Origin of the sequence: Crystallibacter permensis, assembly GCF_025960875.1 — a bacterium.
GTDB classification, from domain to species: domain Bacteria; phylum Actinomycetota; class Actinomycetes; order Actinomycetales; family Micrococcaceae; genus Crystallibacter; species Crystallibacter permensis.
The window spans coordinates 11,510-27,221 of record NZ_JAODLR010000015.1 but is presented as its reverse complement, the minus strand read 5'-3'; the positions used below and the strand labels follow the sequence as shown (position 1 = coordinate 27,221).

At 65.7% G+C, this 15,712-nt stretch carries 15 protein-coding genes and 1 pseudogene; 8 read left to right on the top strand and 8 right to left on the bottom strand.

What is annotated here, in order from left to right; translation table 11 throughout:
• Positions 1-12: 12 nt before the first annotated feature.
• The 4 genes from B0G38_RS16010 to B0G38_RS15995 all read right to left on the bottom strand — a co-directional run bounded on the left by B0G38_RS16010 (position 13) and on the right by B0G38_RS15995 (position 3,678).
• Positions 13-1,038, bottom strand: coding sequence for a nitrilase-related carbon-nitrogen hydrolase (locus B0G38_RS16010; protein WP_264670323.1), 1,026 nt, complete (start codon positions 1,036-1,038; stop codon positions 13-15).
• Between the two features lie 141 nt (positions 1,039-1,179).
• Complete coding sequence (locus B0G38_RS16005) at positions 1,180-1,545, bottom strand: PIN domain-containing protein (RefSeq protein WP_264670322.1); 366 nt, start codon at positions 1,543-1,545, stop codon at positions 1,180-1,182.
• Positions 1,542-1,787 (bottom strand): AbrB/MazE/SpoVT family DNA-binding domain-containing protein, encoded by a 246-nt coding sequence (locus B0G38_RS16000; RefSeq protein ID WP_264670321.1) that lies wholly within the window; start codon positions 1,785-1,787, stop codon positions 1,542-1,544. Before B0G38_RS16000 ends, B0G38_RS16005 begins: the two co-directional genes overlap by 4 nt.
• Before the next feature lie 199 nt (positions 1,788-1,986).
• On the bottom strand, positions 1,987-3,678 hold the full coding sequence (locus tag B0G38_RS15995) for an amidohydrolase (protein ID WP_264670320.1): 1,692 nt from the start codon (positions 3,676-3,678) through the stop codon (positions 1,987-1,989).
• A 189-nt stretch (positions 3,679-3,867) separates the two neighbouring features.
• On the opposite strand from B0G38_RS15995, the gene B0G38_RS15990 reads away from it, so the two are divergent.
• Positions 3,868-5,271, top strand: coding sequence for an AAA family ATPase (locus B0G38_RS15990; protein ID WP_264670319.1), 1,404 nt, complete (start codon positions 3,868-3,870; stop codon positions 5,269-5,271).
• 47 nt (positions 5,272-5,318) lie between these two features.
• Positions 5,319-6,068: a hypothetical protein gene (locus tag B0G38_RS15985; RefSeq protein WP_264670318.1), complete on the top strand. Its 750-nt coding sequence runs from the start codon at positions 5,319-5,321 to the stop codon at positions 6,066-6,068.
• Positions 6,069-6,190: 122 nt separating this feature from the next.
• Here the strand turns inward: B0G38_RS15985 and B0G38_RS15980 are convergent, their stop codons facing one another.
• The gene (locus tag B0G38_RS15980) at positions 6,191-6,808 is read right to left on the bottom strand and encodes a TetR/AcrR family transcriptional regulator (protein ID WP_319801261.1); all 618 of its coding nucleotides are present in this window, start codon (positions 6,806-6,808) and stop codon (positions 6,191-6,193) included.
• A gap of 222 nt (positions 6,809-7,030) precedes the next feature.
• On the opposite strand from B0G38_RS15980, the gene B0G38_RS15975 reads away from it, so the two are divergent.
• From B0G38_RS15975 to B0G38_RS15960, 4 genes and pseudogenes are all read left to right on the top strand, one after another.
• The gene (locus tag B0G38_RS15975) at positions 7,031-8,470 is read left to right on the top strand and encodes a flavin monoamine oxidase family protein (protein ID WP_264670317.1); all 1,440 of its coding nucleotides are present in this window, start codon (positions 7,031-7,033) and stop codon (positions 8,468-8,470) included.
• 5 nt (positions 8,471-8,475) lie between these two features.
• A complete protein-coding gene (locus B0G38_RS15970) occupies positions 8,476-9,360 on the top strand; it encodes a universal stress protein (protein ID WP_264670400.1) in 885 nt (294 codons plus the stop codon).
• A gap of 2 nt (positions 9,361-9,362) precedes the next feature.
• Positions 9,363-10,892, top strand: a pseudogene (locus B0G38_RS15965) (APC family permease).
• Positions 10,893-11,019: 127 nt separating this feature from the next.
• The gene (locus B0G38_RS15960; RefSeq protein ID WP_264670316.1) at positions 11,020-11,916 is read left to right on the top strand and encodes a diacylglycerol/lipid kinase family protein; all 897 of its coding nucleotides are present in this window, start codon (positions 11,020-11,022) and stop codon (positions 11,914-11,916) included.
• Positions 11,917-11,933: 17 nt separating this feature from the next.
• Here the strand turns inward: B0G38_RS15960 and B0G38_RS15955 are convergent, their stop codons facing one another.
• Together B0G38_RS15955 and B0G38_RS15950 are read right to left on the bottom strand one after the other, a co-directional pair.
• The gene (locus tag B0G38_RS15955; RefSeq protein WP_264670315.1) at positions 11,934-12,428 is read right to left on the bottom strand and encodes a LapA family protein; all 495 of its coding nucleotides are present in this window, start codon (positions 12,426-12,428) and stop codon (positions 11,934-11,936) included.
• 188 nt (positions 12,429-12,616) lie between these two features.
• Positions 12,617-13,195, bottom strand: coding sequence for a dihydrofolate reductase family protein (locus tag B0G38_RS15950; RefSeq protein WP_264670314.1), 579 nt, complete (start codon positions 13,193-13,195; stop codon positions 12,617-12,619).
• 155 nt (positions 13,196-13,350) lie between these two features.
• Between B0G38_RS15950 and B0G38_RS15945 the strand changes: the two genes are divergently transcribed.
• Both B0G38_RS15945 and B0G38_RS15940 read left to right on the top strand, forming a co-directional pair.
• On the top strand, positions 13,351-13,875 hold the full coding sequence (locus tag B0G38_RS15945) for an IclR family transcriptional regulator domain-containing protein (protein ID WP_264670313.1): 525 nt from the start codon (positions 13,351-13,353) through the stop codon (positions 13,873-13,875).
• Positions 13,876-13,979: 104 nt separating this feature from the next.
• Positions 13,980-14,882, top strand: a complete 903-nt coding sequence (locus B0G38_RS15940; protein ID WP_264670312.1) for a macrolide 2'-phosphotransferase — start codon at positions 13,980-13,982, stop codon at positions 14,880-14,882.
• Here B0G38_RS15940 and B0G38_RS15935 read toward each other — a convergent pair.
• A complete protein-coding gene (locus B0G38_RS15935; RefSeq protein WP_264670311.1) occupies positions 14,879-15,712 on the bottom strand; it encodes an MSMEG_6728 family protein in 834 nt (277 codons plus the stop codon). The genes B0G38_RS15940 and B0G38_RS15935 overlap by 4 nt on opposite strands.

The following is a 15,712-nucleotide window of genomic DNA, read 5'->3' as shown; positions in this document are numbered from 1 at the left end:
TCCAGACCATGGTCAGGCCACCGTTCCTGCGGTGGCTGCTGCCACGGATCCTGCTGCCGGCTGCGCCGAGCCAGGCGTGCCGAAGGGCTGGTCCGCGCGGACCGGTTCGGTCAGCCGGGCGTAGGTGTCCGGGCGGCGGGTGGTCAGGAACGGGAAGAGCGTCAGCCAGTCCTTGCGCTGGTCCAGATCGAGGTCCGCAACCAGTACCGCCGACTCGTCCCGCGGAGCCTGCACCAGGATGCGGCCGTAGGGATCGGAGATGAAGGAGGAGCCGTAGAAGGTATTGGTGCCCTCGTTGCCCCAGCGGTTCGGGGCGACCATGAACAGGCCGTTGGCAATGCCGTTGCCCACGATGACCTGCTGCCAGAGCGGCTGGGTGTCGAAGTCCGGGTGGTCCGGCTCGGAACCGATGGCCGTCGGGTAGACCAAGAGTTCCGCGCCGCCGAGGGAATACATCCGCGCGAGTTCGGGGAACCACTCGTCCCAGCAGGTCGGCATGCCAAGCCGGAGACCGCCCAGTTCCGCCGGCTCGTGCACCTGGTAGGCGTCCTCGCCGGCGGGCCCCTGGCGGAAATACTTGTCTTCGTAGTAGCCGGCGGTGACCGGAATGTGGAGTTTGTGGGTGGTGGCCAGCAGTTCGCCCTGCGGCGACACCAGGATGGCGGTGTTCAGGCCGAGCTCGTCGGCCGGGTCATCGGCGCGCTGGTAAAGCGAGGCGTGCACGCACACGTTGTTGGCACGGGCGGCCTCGGCGGCGAAGGTGAAGGTGGGGCCGGTCAGGAGGTCTTCGGCCAGGTCCGCGGCGCGGCCTTCGGGCAGCTTGTCGGCCGGGTATTTGGACAGCGTGAGTTCCGGCAGGAAAACGACGTCGGCGCTGAGGGCTGCCGCACGTGCGATCCCTTCGGCGAGTTCGGCTTTGGTCTCCGCTGTATCGGCATGCCAGCGGTGCTGGACCAAGCCGACGCGCAGCGGTGCGCGGTCGCTCCGCTCAGTACGGGCAAACGAGACAGGCGGATCCAGTTGAGTCAGTTCAATCATTGGGAGAAACACTTCCGTGGGATGCGGGTCACATCAAATGAATTTGATTCATTTATTATGCAGGTGTGAGCCGTGCAACACAAGGGGGAAATGAATCTCGTTCGTTAAACTGCGGATGCCGCGAGTTCAGTTGAGGCGGTCCTATCTGATTTGTCTGATTCTTCCCTCCGCGCCCCACGCCGTATCGGCGGTCCAGACGAGGGCATCAAGTCGTTCGGCCGTAGCGAGACAGAGACGATCCGCAAGAGACAGGCCGCTGCCCCGGCGCCAAAGATGGGCGGCTTGCTCGGCGTCGGATGCGTGGACCGGCTCAATCACGAGGCCGTAGCTCAAAAGCAAGCGACGCGACAGCTCCCAGTCCTTGCCTTTGGACAGCAGTTTTTGCGCGGTTTCCGACCAATTGGCGGCGCTGCAGGCTCCGCCTTTGACCAATTGCTCCTCGACAATGTCGGCGCCGTCTTCCGCGGCGAGAAAACTCAGTAAGGCGGAGGCGTCAAAGAGATTCATGCAGCATCTTCGGCGGCCGCCTGTCGGCGCCGATCGGCGAGTAGCTCGGCTACGATATTCGTGCCCTCAAGTTGGCCGCGCACGAGCTGCTTGATCTGTTCACGCGTTGCTAAAACCACCCCTTGCGGAGTTTCGAGCAGAATCAGCACCGTTCCAGCCTCAAGATGGAGGCGCTCGCGCAGCTCAGCTGGCACGACCAGCCGGCCGCGTTCTCCCATGACTACCTGAAATGTCCCACTCATGCTCCTATGTTCCCACTCAGCGAAGATCCTGCACAGGGCCGTCAGCGCAATCAAGCGTCAGTTTCAGGCATAGTTCGTTGGAGTGTTCGGTAGTAATCGTGACGACGAGCCTTGCCCGCGCTGCGGCGATCCGTTCCTGTGGAAAATGGCGTTTGGCGTCGTCGTAGATGTGGGCCGGCTCATGACTTCGCTTCCTTGGCTATCCGGTATAGACCGCGGCCCCCGCCACCATGGTGAAGTCGGTGCTGACCGTATGCAGCTCGGCCGGGTCGAGCCGGAAGGGATCCGCATTCAGTACGACCAGATCGGCGGCCTTGCCCACCGCGATGGCGCCGCCGTCGTCGTTGCGGTTCAGCCAAGCCGAGCGCGCTGTGTAGGACGAAAGAGCGGTCTGCAGCGAGATAGCCTGCTCCGGCAGCAGGGGCGGCGCGTCGGGGTAGGCGGGGTAGGCGCGGTTGACCGCCACGTGGATGGCTTGCCAGGGATCGGGTGTGGACACGGGCCAGTCCGAGCCCATCGCCATGGTGGCGCCGGCCGCCAGCAGCGAGCCGAAGGGATACTGCCAGGCGGCGCGTTCCTCACCGATGAGCGGCACCGTCAGTTGCAGCATCTGGTCGTCATTGCAGGCCCAGAGCGCCTGGGCGTTGACCGTCACGTCGAGGGCGGCGAAACGGGCGATGTCCTCCGGATGGATGATCTGCAGGTGCGCCATGTGATGGCGTCCGCGGGTTTGGGGGTTGCTGCGGCGGGCGTGCTCGACGGCGTCCAGCCCGTCCCGTACGGCGCGGTCGCCGATCACGTGCAGGTGCAGGTCGAATCCGGCCGCATCCAGAGCGGTGGCGACATCGGTCAGCACCTCCTTGGGCAGGTACAGCAACCCGTTGTCCTCCCCGTCCGCGTCCTGGGCGGGCACGGCATAGTGTCCCGTGCCGTCCGAGGTCCCGCAACGGCACGGACGGAGGTAAGGATCCAGCATCGCGGCCGTGCGGTTCTCCGGCACGCCGTCCACCATGATCTTGGCGCTCGTGGTGACGAATCCGGCGGCACCGTTGGCCCGGCGTCGTTCTTCGAAATCGGCAACCAGTTCGGCGATGTTGTCCGCGGTAGTAGTGCGCGGCACCCAGAGTGCGCCGGTTGCCCTGCCGGTCAGCAGGCCGCGGCCGGCCAGAGTGCGGTAGGCGCTGCTGGCGTCCGGGTAGCCCGCGTAGCTGCCGAGGATCGCTTCCTGCCAGCCGGTAACGCCGACCGAATGCAGGTAGCGCTGGGCCTCGAGCAGTCCGCCGCAGAGATCCTCGTCGGTCAGTGGCGGCAGGAGCCTGTTGACCAGGTCCATCGCGCCCTCGTGCAGCGTACCGGTGGGAAAACCGTCCGGACCGCGCTCGATCCAGCCGTCCGCGGGGTTTGGCGTTGCCGCATCCACCCCGGCGAGTTCCAGCGCACGGGTATTGACCCAGGCGCTGTGATGGTCCGCGTTGATGAGGTAGACCGGGCGGTCCGGCACGATCGCGTCGAGCAGGTCACGCGTGGGGTAGCCATTGAGGAAGTCCGCCTTGTGCCAGCCTCCGCCGGTGATCCAGTTCTTTTCGGTGGAGGCAGCGTAGGCGTCGAGGCGGGCCAAGATGGCGTCCAGCCCGGAGACCTCGGACAGATCGCAGCCGCGCCGCTCCACGCCGCCATAGACGGCATGGACATGTGCGTCCGTGAAGCCGGGAGTGAGGAAGCGTCCGGCCAGGTCCACTGTTTCCGCGGCGGTTCCGGCAGCTTCGCGCACCTGCGCTTCGGTGCCCACGGCGGTGATCCGGCCGTCCTTGACCGCTACCGCCGTCGCCGTCGGATGGATCTGCTGCCCGTCGAAAATCCGACCGGAGTGGAAGATCCAGTCTGCGCTCACAATGCCTGCTTTCCGAAGTGCTGTTTTGTATCTACGAGGCGTCCTGCGCAGCCGACAGCGCTAATCCGGAGCGGCCATGAGTCAATCTTACGAACGTTAGAAGGAAGCTCCGCTCGTACTTTGCCTTCGTTGCCTTCGTCCACGGCATCGGCTCTCCGCCGCGGCGAGTCCCGCTGGTAGGGTCAAGCCATGACCGAGGGCCTGGGGAAGTTCATGGACGATTTCGCCGCGCTGGTGCAGTTGGCGCAGGCGCGGCAGCAGCGGTTTCCCCGCGGCGAGCAGCTGCTGAACACGCTGTCGGAGCACCTCGGGCTGCCTGCAAATGAAGTCCCGGTGGTCGTGGAGGAAATCTCCGCACACCGCTTTGCGGACGTGGACATCCTGCTCGCCGAGTTGGCAGCGGAGGATCCGGAGCAGCGGCTGGTCGGCATCGGCGGCGGGGACCAGCGCCACCACTCTTCCCTGAGCGACATGCTGCAGCAGGCCCAAATGTTCCCGCAATTTCCGCTCGCCCAGCCGGACTACACCAACCTTGCCATCGGCCCCAGCGAGCAGCGTCAGGTGGTGGCCCTGGGGATCCGCCTGATCACCCGCTCCGGCGTGCCGCTCGCCGTGCTGCAGCGGGAAGCAAGCCCCCGCTTCGGCCGGCCAACAGCGCTGTTGGAGGTCCTTTCGCCCGAGCCGAGCGCCGCCGCGGAATTCCTGTCCGTGTTGCGCACCCAGCTGCAGACGCGCAGCGTCCTTAAGGGCCAGGTGGTCTCGCTGACCATGGATGAGTACGGCTCCAGCGGCGCCGGCGTGACCTTCCACGAACGGCCTTCCCTCACGGCCGCGGACGTCATCCTGCCCGAGGGCCTGCTCGAGAAAGTATCAGACCACGCCGTCGGTATGGCCGAGCACCGGGAGCAGCTCGAGGCGCTCGGCCAGCACCTCAAACGCGGCATCCTGCTCTACGGGCCACCCGGTACCGGCAAGACCCACACGGTGCGCTATCTGCTGGGCCGCAGCAAAGGAACGACGGCGATCATCCTCTCCGGCGGCTCGCTGGCTTATATCGCCGAGGCGGCCAGAATGGCACGGGCACTGCAACCGTCGATGGTCATTCTGGAGGACTGCGACCTCATCGCCGAAGACCGCAGTTTTGGCCATGGCCCGCAGCCGCTACTCTTCGAAGTGCTGGACGCCATGGACGGTCTCGACGACGATGCGGACGTGGCCTTTATCCTCACCACCAACCGGGTGGACATGCTCGAGCGTGCTCTGGCGCAGCGGCCGGGCAGGGTGGACCTGGCCGTGGAGATTCCCCTGCCGGAAGTACATGAACGCGCTGCGCTGCTGGAACTTTATGCACGCGAAATCGCGTTCAGCGCGGAGGCCATCAGCGTGACAGCGGAACGGACCGCGGGGACAACCGCCTCGTTGGCCAAGGAGCTGGTCCGCCGCGCCGTTGTCGCAGCGGCGCTCGCGGGAGCCGACGTGGCCGACGAGCACCTGCTCTCCGCCGTCGAGGAGCTGATGGCGGACAGCGCGGCGCTGACCCGCAGCCTGCTCGGCAGCGGCGGAGAGCGGCACAGTGCGGACATAGCGGAATGACGGAGAACCGGGAGGGGACGAGGGTCCGCTCTGATCACGCAGCCCGGGTGGCAGGCACAGCCGCGCTCGCCGTCCTGCTCGCAGGCTGCGCATCCTCGCCGACAACCACCTATCAGGCAGGCGGCCAGGAGATCACCGTTGACTGGGCAGAGTACCCGGGCCATGCGTACACCGCAGCGGAAGACGTGCTGCAGGCTCCGCCGGCCGAAGAACTGGAGGCCGTTTCAGGGAAGCTGCTCGGTGAGATCGAGGCGCGGCTGACGGACGAGTTCGGGCACGCCTGGGAAGACGGGCCCGACGACGGCGAAAGTTTCTTTCCCCAGGAGGGCAACGGCTACGGCGGCGACTCGCTCTACGTCTCCTTCAACTCGGTGCCGCGCGAAAGCCTGGCCGTTCCCGAAGATCCCCAGGACTGGCAGCGCGCCGTGGACATCGTGTCCGAGGTGACCGAGTCCTACGGCCTCGGCAAGCTTGAGCTGGGGAACCTTGAACCGGCCCTTGCCGAAGAGACCGCCGAACGCCTCGGCTCAACTGAGCTGCAACACCAGTGGCAGTGGTTCGGCGACGCCTACGGCCAGTCCCAGTGGGTGAGCCTCACGCTGACCGATGTGGAGCGGGACCCGACCGGCGAGGCCGTCGAGGAGATGAAGGGCAGCATCGAGTACGGCTGGAATCCGCGTTCCATCACCATCTCCTACGGCGCTACCACTGTCCGGAATGAAGACCGCGAACAGTTCCTGGCGGCGCTGGAACCGTTCGAGGGCCTGGACCGCCCGGAAGCGACCACCTCCGACTGACTCGGACAACGACGAGGGCTGGCCCTGGTCGATGGCAGATCATGCTTTGCCGTTTATCGTGCAGGTCAGGCGACTTTTGCCCATGGTCCATACCGCCTCATCTGCACAATGGATTCACTCAGTTACCCGGCGGTGCTGGGGGCGTCGGCCCATGCCTGCCGCTGGGCGTCCAGTCCGGAGATGAGCCCGTTGAGCCCCAACCGGAAGGCTGCATCCGCCGGTGCTCCGTCTGCCGGCAATTGGCGGGCCCGGACAGCCGCGGTGAAGTGCGGGCTGGAATCGGCCAGTTCGCCGGTTTCGAAAATGTCCTCGGGAGCAGCCACGTCAAAGGCGGAGCCGAAGATAAAGGACTCCAAGGCGACGATCGCGGGAACCACCAAAGGCTCGGGCCAGCCGGCGTCGAGAAAGCCGCGGGTCAGTTCTTCATACATTTGCAGGGTACGCGGTGCACCGGTCACGGGCAGCACGGCGATGACGGGAATCAGCGGGGAGTGCTGGGTGAACACGTCGCGGTAGGACCAGGCCCAATTGCGAACGGCCTCCGGCCAGGGCAGCGTGCCAAAGCCGCTGACGTCCACCCTGTTCATCAGGTGGTCCTGCAGGAGCAGGAGGACATCGTGCTTGGACTTCACGTGGTTGTACAGCGCGGACGGCGCGACGCCCAGGCGTTTGGCCAGGGCGGACATGGTCAGGGCGTCGTAGCCGCTGGCCTCGATCAGCTTCAGGGCCGCCGACGTGATGAGCTCCTTGGACAGGACCTTCTGTGCCGGGCGTCCGGCAGAGCGGTGCGTCCCCGATGCTGAAACCGCGATGGCGGGCCTCCTTGTGGCTCGTTTATCAACCGGCCCGGTGCGGGCCGCTAAAAATATCCTACGTTCCGCTTCCCATCCGCCCAGCCACCGGCTACAGTTAAAGTAAATGAACGTTATTCATTTATTCCGAAACACACTGGGAGTGAAAAAGTGAGCACCATGGAACGCGACGTCGTTATTATCGGCGCAGGACCCTCCGGACTGACCGCCGCCTGGGAGCTGAAGAAAGCCGGCCTGAGCGTCGCCGTGCTGGAGGCGCGCGACCGTGTTGGCGGCCGTACCTGGACCGACACCATCGACGGCGCCATGCTCGAAATCGGCGGCCAGTGGGTCTCGCCGGACCAGACCGCGTTGCTCGGGCTGCTGGACGAACTGGGCCTGGAAACGTTCCCGCGCTACCGCCACGGTGAATCCATCTACATCGGTCCGGACGCAAAGCGGAAGCGCTACACCGGCGAGCTGTTCCCGGTCAGCGAGCGGACGCAGGCCGAAATGGACCGCCTGATCGGCATCCTGGACACCCTCGCCGCGGAGGCCGGCCCCGACGCGCCGTGGACCCACCCGATGGCGCGCGAACTGGACACCATTTCCTTCCACCACTGGCTCCGCAAGCAGTCCAGCGACGAGGACGCCTGCAACAACATCGGCCTCTTCATTGCCGGCGGCATGCTGACCAAGCCCGCGCACTCCTTCTCCGCGCTGCAGGCCGTGCTGATGGCGGCCTCCGCCGGATCCTTCAGCAACCTGGTCGATGACAATTTCATCCTGGACAAGCGCGTTATCGGCGGCATGCAGCAGGTGTCGGAACGCCTCGCCGCAAAGCTGGGGGACGACGTCGTACTCAACAGCCCGGTGCGCACGCTGCGGTGGGCGGGGCAGGCACCGGATGCCGCCACTGCTGCCGCGGATTCAACGCACGACGGCGTGACCGCCATTTCGGATTCCGTTACCGTGCGTGCCCGCTACGCCATCATGGCTGTGCCGCCGAACCTGTACTCGCGGGTCTCCTTTGAGCCGCCGCTGCCGCGCCGCCAGCACCAGATGCACCAGCACCAGTCGCTGGGCCTGGTCATCAAGATCCACACCGTCTACGAGACTCCGTTCTGGCGCGAAGAGGGCCTATCCGGCACTTGTTTCAGCCCGGCCTCCGTGGTGCAGGAAGTCTACGACAACACCAACTACCAGGATCCGCGCGGCACCCTGGTCGGCTTCATCTCCGATGAAAAGGCCGATGCCATGTTCGAGCTCAGCGCGGAGGACCGCAGGGCCGCCGTCCTGGGTGCAGTGGCGGAATACCTTGGTCCGAAGGCGCTGGAGCCGGTGGTCTACTACGAATCCGACTGGGGTTCGGAGGAATGGACCCGCGGAGCCTATGCGGCCAGCTACGACCTGGGCGGGCTGCACCGCTACGGCAAGGACCAGCTCACGCCGGTCGGCCCGATCTACTGGTCCTGCTCGGACCTGGCGGCCGAGGGATACCAGCATGTGGACGGAGCCGTCCGGATGGGCCAGCAAACCGCCGCCCGGATTCTTGGCGCAGCTCAAACCGCGGCCGGGGAGCGTGCCGGGACCGCGCACCACGGGGCGTGAGCAGCATGCGCAGGTACGTCGTCGGCTACACGGCCACCGAGAACGGCAGGGACGCGGTCAATCTGGCCGTGGCCCTGGCCCGCAGCCAGCAGGCCTCGCTGGACCTGGTCATGGTCCAATCGCCGGACTCGCCCTATGCCGGAACCTATCCGCCGTCGGGCCGGGGCTACGAACGGATTCTGGCAGAGCAGCTCGATCAGTGGCTGGCCGAGGGCCTCGCGCTGGTGCCCCATGATGTGACAGCGAAGGCCCATGTACGCCAGGCCGAGTCAACCGCCGAGGGCCTGATCGAGGCCGCGCGCGACTTCTCCGCCGCGGTCATCGTGGTGGGCGCTGCCCGCAGCAGTCTGCTGCGCCGGTTCAGCGTCGGCAGCGTTTCCTCGACGCTGCTGCACGCCGCCGACGTGCCGGTGGCGCTGGCGCCCAAGGGCTACCGGCGGCAGGAGCCCATCACGCGCCTGACCTGCGGGATCGGAACCAGGCCCGGCGCCGACGACGTTCTGCAGGCAGCGGTAGGGGCGGCATCCTGGCGGTCGCTGCCACTGCGGCTGGTGTCCCTGGTGGCCCTGGACCCGGATAATCCCGAAGCCGTCCGCGCCGCAGAAGCCAACATGTCCGAGCGTTTTGCCGCGGCTGCAGCACAGCTTCCCGGCAAAGTGACCAGGACGGTTGCCCACGGCAGGACCATTGAGGATGCCATCGAGGGACTGGAGTGGGACGAGGGGGAGCTAATGATGATCGGCTCCAGCCGCCTGGCCCGGAACAACCGGCTTTTCCTGGGCGCAACGGCCAACAAGGTGCTCCGGACGCTGCCCGTACCGATGGTCGTGGTACCGCGCAACTACCGGTCCGACCGGACCACACCGGCGGACACAAACAAGGATGGCTAGCCATGAGTGAATCTATCGGCACCCGGAGGGTGTCCGGGCTGAGCCGCAAGGGCCTGAAGGGCGGTACGGTCGGGCTGCTTGGCGCCGTCGTTATTGGGGTTTCCTGCATCGCCCCGGCCTACACGCTGACCGCGTCGCTGGGGCCGACCATTGCCCAGGTGGGGGTGCAGCTGCCGGCGATCTTCCTTGTCGGCTTCATTCCGATGCTCCTGGTGGCGCTGGGCTACCGCGAGCTGAACAACGCGATGCCTGATTCCGGCACCTCGTTCACTTGGGCCACCCGCGCTTTCGGTCCGTGGGTGGGCTGGATGGGCGGCTGGGGACTGGTCGCGGCGACCATCATCGTGCTCTCGAACCTGGCCGCCGTTGCGGTGGAGTTCTTCTACCTGATGCTGGCGCAGGTCACCGGGAACGCTTCGCTGGCCGCGCTGGCCGGGAACGTTCCGCTGAACATCGCCACCACCCTGGTGTTCATCTCGCTGGCGTGCTGGGTGTCCTACCGCGGCATGGAAACCACCAAGAAGCTGCAGTACATCCTGGTCGGCTTCCAGTTGCTGGTGCTCGCCTGGTTCGCCGTCGCCGCCTTTGTCTAAGTGGGCAACGGGACGGCCTTCGACTCATCGGCCATCAGCGCCGAGTGGTTCAATCCGTTCGCGGTGGACTCCTTCTCGACCTTCGCCGCCGGCGTCTCGCTGTCCATCTTCATCTACTGGGGCTGGGACGTCACCCTGACCATGAACGAGGAGACCAAGGACCCGGAGAAGACCCCTGGCCGCGCCGCTGCCGCCACCATTTTCGTGATCGTGGTGCTCTACATGCTCATGGCGCTGGCCGTGCTGAGCTACGCCGGGATCGGGACCGAGGGTCTCGGCGCCGGCAACCCGGAGAACCAGGAAAGCATCTTCGCCGCCCTGGCCGGACCGGTGATGGGACCGTTTGCCATCCTGATGTCGCTGGCCGTGCTGAGCAGCTCGGCTGCTTCCCTGCAGTCGACGTTCGTATCCCCGGCGCGGACCATGCTCGCCATGGGCCACTACCGCGCACTGCCGGCGAGCTACGGGCGGATCAGCCCGCGCTTCCGCTCCCCGGGCTACGCCACGGTGGCCGCGGCCATCGCTTCCGGAGCGTTCTACACGGTCACGCGGGTGCTGTCCGAGAACGCGCTCTGGGACACCATCACCGCGTTGGGCATGATGATCTGCTTCTACTACGGCGTCACCGCGCTGGCTTGCGTCTGGTACTTCCGCGCCGAAGCATTCGCCGGCGCCCGGAACTTTTTCTTCAGTTTCCTCTCGCCGCTGCTCGGCGGGATCATCCTGCTGGTGATGTTCTTCCAGACCGCCAAGGACTCGCTGGATCCGGCCTACGGCTCCGGCTCATCGGTGGGCGGCGTCGGGCTGGTCTTCATCCTCGGCTGCGGCGTGATCCTGCTCGGCGCGGTGCTGATGTTCGTGATGTACAAGCGGCACCCGGGCTTCTTCCGGGGAGAGACTCTGCGCCGTGGAACCGCCGCCGACGACGTCCACGCCTGACCCGCCCGGACAACCGCAAACAAAGACGACGACGGCGGTGCCTCCTTGGGCTCGATTGCTCAGCGCACGTCCGCCCGTCCTCCCGCAATGGCGCACGCCATCGGTTCGACGTGATTAAGCTGGCCGTATGAGTAGTTCTCCTTCAGGACGTTTCGAACGGATTGTGCTGATCTACAACCCGGATGCCGTCAAGTTCCCGTTCTACCTGGCCGAGCAGCTGCGCGAGGACCTGGCCCTTCGGCTGCCCGCTGTGCCAGTCCAGCTGCGGCACACGAAGTCGGCCGGCCATGCCCGCGAGCTGGCGCGCGCCGCAGCCGGGGAGGGCTGGCCGCTGATCGTCTCCATCAGCGGCGACGGCGGCTTCAATGAAGTGGTGAACGGCGTGATGGACGTTCCTGAGACGCAGGCCGTCTGCGCGGTCATGGCCGGCGGCAATGCCAACGACCACCGCCGCAGCACCCGCAGGCAGGCCCTGATCGAAGCGATTGTGGACGGCGAGGTTCGGCAGATCGATCTGCTCAGGCTGCGCGTTGGCGATGGGCCGCAGGCATGGTCACGCTACGCCCACTCCTATATCGGGTTCGGCCTGACGCCGCTGATGGCGATCGGTATCGAAGGGGGCCAGAAGGGGGTCATTAAGGAGCTGATCTCCGTAGCGCGCACGGTTGCCGGACTGCGGCCCTTCGAAATTGCCCGCGCCGATGGCGCCCGGGCCAGGCTGGACAGCCTGGTGCTGGCCAACATCCCGGAGATGGCCAAATACGGCCGGGTGAGCGAATCCGGAGATCCAGCGGACGGAAGGTTCGAAGTGGTGATGCTGCCGCACGCCAGTAAATGGCGCATTGCGCTCATGACCCTCCGCGCCGTCACGGTAGGCCTGGGCGAACAGCCCAGCGTCAGCAGCTACGCCTTCACTACAACGGACAGCATCCCCGTCCAGACCGACGGCGAAGTCATGACCGTCAGCGCCGAAACGGATGTGGTCGTGGAGTCGGTGCCCAGGGCCTTGACCGTCATCGGCTGAGGCTAACCGGGTGACGTTCAGCGGGTCTGATTCCGTTTCCGCTTCCGGTCCTTGTGCGCAACGGCCCGAAGCTGGATGATCCGGGCAGCACCGGCAATGGCGGTCAAGAGCCCGCCACCCACTGCCGCAATAAACAGGGCCAGACCCAGGTTGACTCTGCCCTCCAATGCGAAGTAGCGCAGTGTGACCTGGTCCTGGTTCTGGGCGATGAAGATGATCAGCAGCACCAGCAGAATCAGGCCCGCTACCGTGGCGGTCCAGATCATGCCGGCCCGGGTTATCCGCGGCTTCTCCTCAACGTCCCTGTCCGCCGGCTCGGGCCGCTTGGGTTCTTCTTTCCCGGCCCTGCCCTTCTCTTTCCCTGCTTTCCCTTTCGGCACCACTGCACCGCCGGAAGCACCGGGAACGGTGCCGCGGCTGGAAGTGCCTGAAGCGCCGGGCTTGGTGGGTTCCTCGTGCCCCGACTCTTCACGGGCGGGAACGTTATCGGGCGTGCGCGGATCGGAGGCCATGGTTTCTCTCTTCTCTTGGCAGCAGTCTCGTGGCAAAGGGCCGGTTGCCCTTCAGCATAGGCCCGCCCGCACTCCCGCGTCAGGACCGGCAGGCAGATCGGCAGCGTTAATCTGAAGGGGTCGGCCCGGCTCTGGATCGCCGGGATCATCGCCGCGCCCTCCCTGCCGAAGGTCAGCGCAAACCAGCGCTAGGACGTGTTGCTATAGCCCAAGGAGGTTTGAGCGTCGTCGCGGGAGTAGCGGAGCAAAACCACGCCGTTGCCGAACGCTCGTGTCTCCTCGAGCCTGAGGCTCAGCCGGCTATCAGGGGACTCGAACAGCGGCCGCCCCTGCCCCAGAACCACGGGGTGGACACGAATTTGAAACTCGTCGATCAGGCCGTGCCGCATGAAAGTAGAGGCCAAATTGGCTCCGCTAAGGGCGATGTCGCCCCGGAGCTGCACTTTCAGTTCCGAGATTTGTTCAGGCACGACGTCGTGAATCACCGTGGTGTTCCAGCTTGCCTGCGTGAGGGTCCGTGAAAAGACGAACTTGGGCATCTCGCGCCAGATCCCGGCGAACTCAACGAGTTCCGCCGAGAGGTCCGGATCCTGGTCGGCTGTGGGCCAGTAAGCGGCCAACAGCTCATGGGTGACGTGCCCGAACATGAAGGCTCCCATCGTCCGGAACTGCTCGTTCAAGTGGCGGTGGAGTTCGTCATCCACCAGCTGCCAGCTGATGTCCCGGTCCAGCCCCTCGAAAAACCCGTCCAACGACACCGACTGCATCAGGATGATCTTGCCCGTTCGAATACCTCCAGTGGGAGCGAAAGGAGGCTTGCCCGCCGTCGTACCTTCCAGTGAAGCACTCCGGGGCCCGGCGGAACAGGACATGTTGCAGCCAAACGCATTCAAGCCGCGAAGCGGTTTGGCAACGGTCTCACTTGAGCGGGCGCGCGATGGTGGAATACGGCTTCCTGCGCCGCAACGAAAGCGGCGGCTTCCAGTTAGGCCATCGATTTGTCCATACCGTGCTGGAGAATGCGGCGCTGCCGGTTTTGACCGAATTGCGCGATACCACGGGGGAGACCGCCCAACTGTGGATCCGCCGCGGGGATGAACGCATTTGCCAGTTCAGCGTTGACAGTGAGCATGAGCTGAAGGCAACCCTGCCCGAGGGCTCACGCCTGACGTTACCCGCAGGGTCGAGCGGACGTCTCCTGGCAAGAGAGGCAGAAGCCTTGGAGGAACTGGCGGCGAACGGTTGGGTGGAATCTGTCGGCAGGAGGACACCCGGTCTTGGCTCCGTGAGTGCGCCGGTGCTGTCACGAACCCAGATGATTGCCACGATCTGTCTCGCCATGCCGCTCAGCCGGATCAAGGAATCGCCCGGCTTGGACTTCGGCACCGCTCTTATGCAGGCTGCCCACCGGATAGAAGCGGATCTCGCACAAGCCCATGAACGGTAACCCGCCGGCTGCCGTCTTTGGCATCGTGCGGGCCGAAACCGTTTTGTCGCCAGGCCACGCCAGCATCCGTTCGGTACAGTGGCACCAACGCAAGGAGGACCGCCATGTCAGACGAACCGGAATTCACCGCCGCCTCGGTCGCGGAACTGGCCCAGGAACACGGACTGAATATCGATTCCACCAGCGTCACGTTCAATGAGGCCGGCCTGGATTACCTGGTGGCGTTCGCCGTCGCCAGGGACAACAAGCACTGGGTCCTGCGGATCCCGCGCCGGCCGGACGTCTCCGCCAAGATCGCCGACGAAGCGAAAATCCTCAAGCTGGTCAAAGGTAAACTTTCCGCCGCGGTGCCGGACTGGCGGATCCGCAGCCGCTCGCTGGTCGCGTATCCGGCGCTGCCGGGGGAGCCGGGCCTGACGGTGGAGGACGGCCAGCCCGTCTGGCATTTCGACCGCGAATCGTCAACCTATTGTGCCGCGCTGGGTCGGCTGATCGCCCAGCTGCACCGGATCGACGCAGAGCAGGCCCATGCCGCCGGCATTCCCACGCTGACCCCGGAGGAGGTGCGCGAGGAATGGCGCACCAATCTGGCCAAGGTGGAGGCCGAATTCCAGATTGCCGATAACTTGCTGGAACGTTGGAACGCCTGGCTGGCCGAGGACAGCTATTGGCCGGACTTCACGGTCTTCACCCATGGCGAGCTCTACCCGGCGCACCTGCTGCTGGACGAGAACGCCGAAATCCGTTCCGTCCTCGACTGGACCACTGCCAAGGTGGCGGATCCGGCGCTGGACTTCATGTTCCACCACATGGTTTCCACCCCGGAGGCTTTTGACCTCACCGTACGCAGCTATCTTGACGACGGCGGACGCGTACCGCCGCGGCTGGCCGACCAATGCGCGGAGCTAATGGCCGCCGCACCGATCAGCTACGGCGTGTATGCGATGACAACAGGGAATCCCGACCATCAGGCGGCGGCTGCCGCGCAGTTGAACCCGGCGGACTAACGGTAGGTTGGACACGGCCCCGGGGCGCCGCGGAGAACTGCCGGAAGCGGGACGGCGAAGAACAGGCGCGGGTCCTGCAGCAAGGCGGGACAGTCAAAATCCGTCCGGCTGATTTCCCCGCTGAGCACCAATGTCCGCGCGAGCGCGTCCGCCGTCCCGGTGACCGGACCGAGCGTACCGGTAGCGAAGCGCAAGCCGCCGTCGAGCGGTAAGGCGGCCAGGTCGCCGTCGTTCGCTTCGTTGAGCAGCGCATCCAACTGCCTGGCCTTCTTCCCCCGCACCGGCACCCCGGCGGGCGTCAAGGCAGGAAGACTAACGACGGCGGTGCCCGGCTTTGCGCCTTGCCCGCCGTGAGTGCGGGCTATCCACAGGCGCGGACCGGTGACTTGAGCGGGGACCAGTTCGGTGGACGGTTCGGGCCAGATATAGGGGAGGGCATCGGCAGTGCCCGGGAAGCGGGGGCGGTAGAATCCCGGATCCTTCTGGATCAGATTGGAACGATGGGCGCGGTGAAAATCTTCATCGCCCAGCCACGGCGGCGCCGCCGGCGCCGCGCTTTCAGCTTCCGGTGCGAATTCAAGGATCAAACCGCGGGTGCCGTCTGCGTGGCCGCGTGCCAGCCATTCGTCCGTCATCGCTAAACCGTAGCGGACCAGCGCCGGCACGTACCCCATCCACATCCGCACTGCCGGATGCCGCTGCCAACCGTAGTCGGGGACAACCAACGCGCGCAGGATCTGCAATGTCTCCACCCGTTGCTTGCCCAGGCGCGGCCCGTCGAGGACGGCCGCGCTGGCAGCAAAGTCAGGAAAGGGCAGGAAGGTCTGCAT

Excerpts from the sequence above, each read along its gene's own strand:
- B0G38_RS15960 (WP_264670316.1), top strand. The coding sequence starts at position 11,020 with ATGAGTAGTTCTCCTTCAGGACGTTTCGAACGGATTGTGCTGATCTAC.
- B0G38_RS15970 (WP_264670400.1), top strand. The coding sequence starts at position 8,476 with ATGCGCAGGTACGTCGTCGGCTACACGGCCACCGAGAACGGCAGGGAC.
- B0G38_RS15950 (WP_264670314.1), bottom strand. The coding sequence starts at position 13,195 with ATGCAGTCGGTGTCGTTGGACGGGTTTTTCGAGGGGCTGGACCGGGAC.
- B0G38_RS16000 (WP_264670321.1), bottom strand. The coding sequence starts at position 1,787 with ATGAGTGGGACATTTCAGGTAGTCATGGGAGAACGCGGCCGGCTGGTC.
- B0G38_RS15935 (WP_264670311.1), bottom strand. The coding sequence starts at position 15,712 with ATGCAGACCTTCCTGCCCTTTCCTGACTTTGCTGCCAGCGCGGCCGTC.
- B0G38_RS15955 (WP_264670315.1), bottom strand. The coding sequence starts at position 12,428 with ATGGCCTCCGATCCGCGCACGCCCGATAACGTTCCCGCCCGTGAAGAG.
- B0G38_RS15990 (WP_264670319.1), top strand. The coding sequence starts at position 3,868 with ATGACCGAGGGCCTGGGGAAGTTCATGGACGATTTCGCCGCGCTGGTG.
- B0G38_RS15940 (WP_264670312.1), top strand. The coding sequence starts at position 13,980 with ATGTCAGACGAACCGGAATTCACCGCCGCCTCGGTCGCGGAACTGGCC.
- B0G38_RS16005 (WP_264670322.1), bottom strand. The coding sequence starts at position 1,545 with ATGAATCTCTTTGACGCCTCCGCCTTACTGAGTTTTCTCGCCGCGGAA.
- B0G38_RS16010 (WP_264670323.1), bottom strand. The coding sequence starts at position 1,038 with ATGATTGAACTGACTCAACTGGATCCGCCTGTCTCGTTTGCCCGTACT.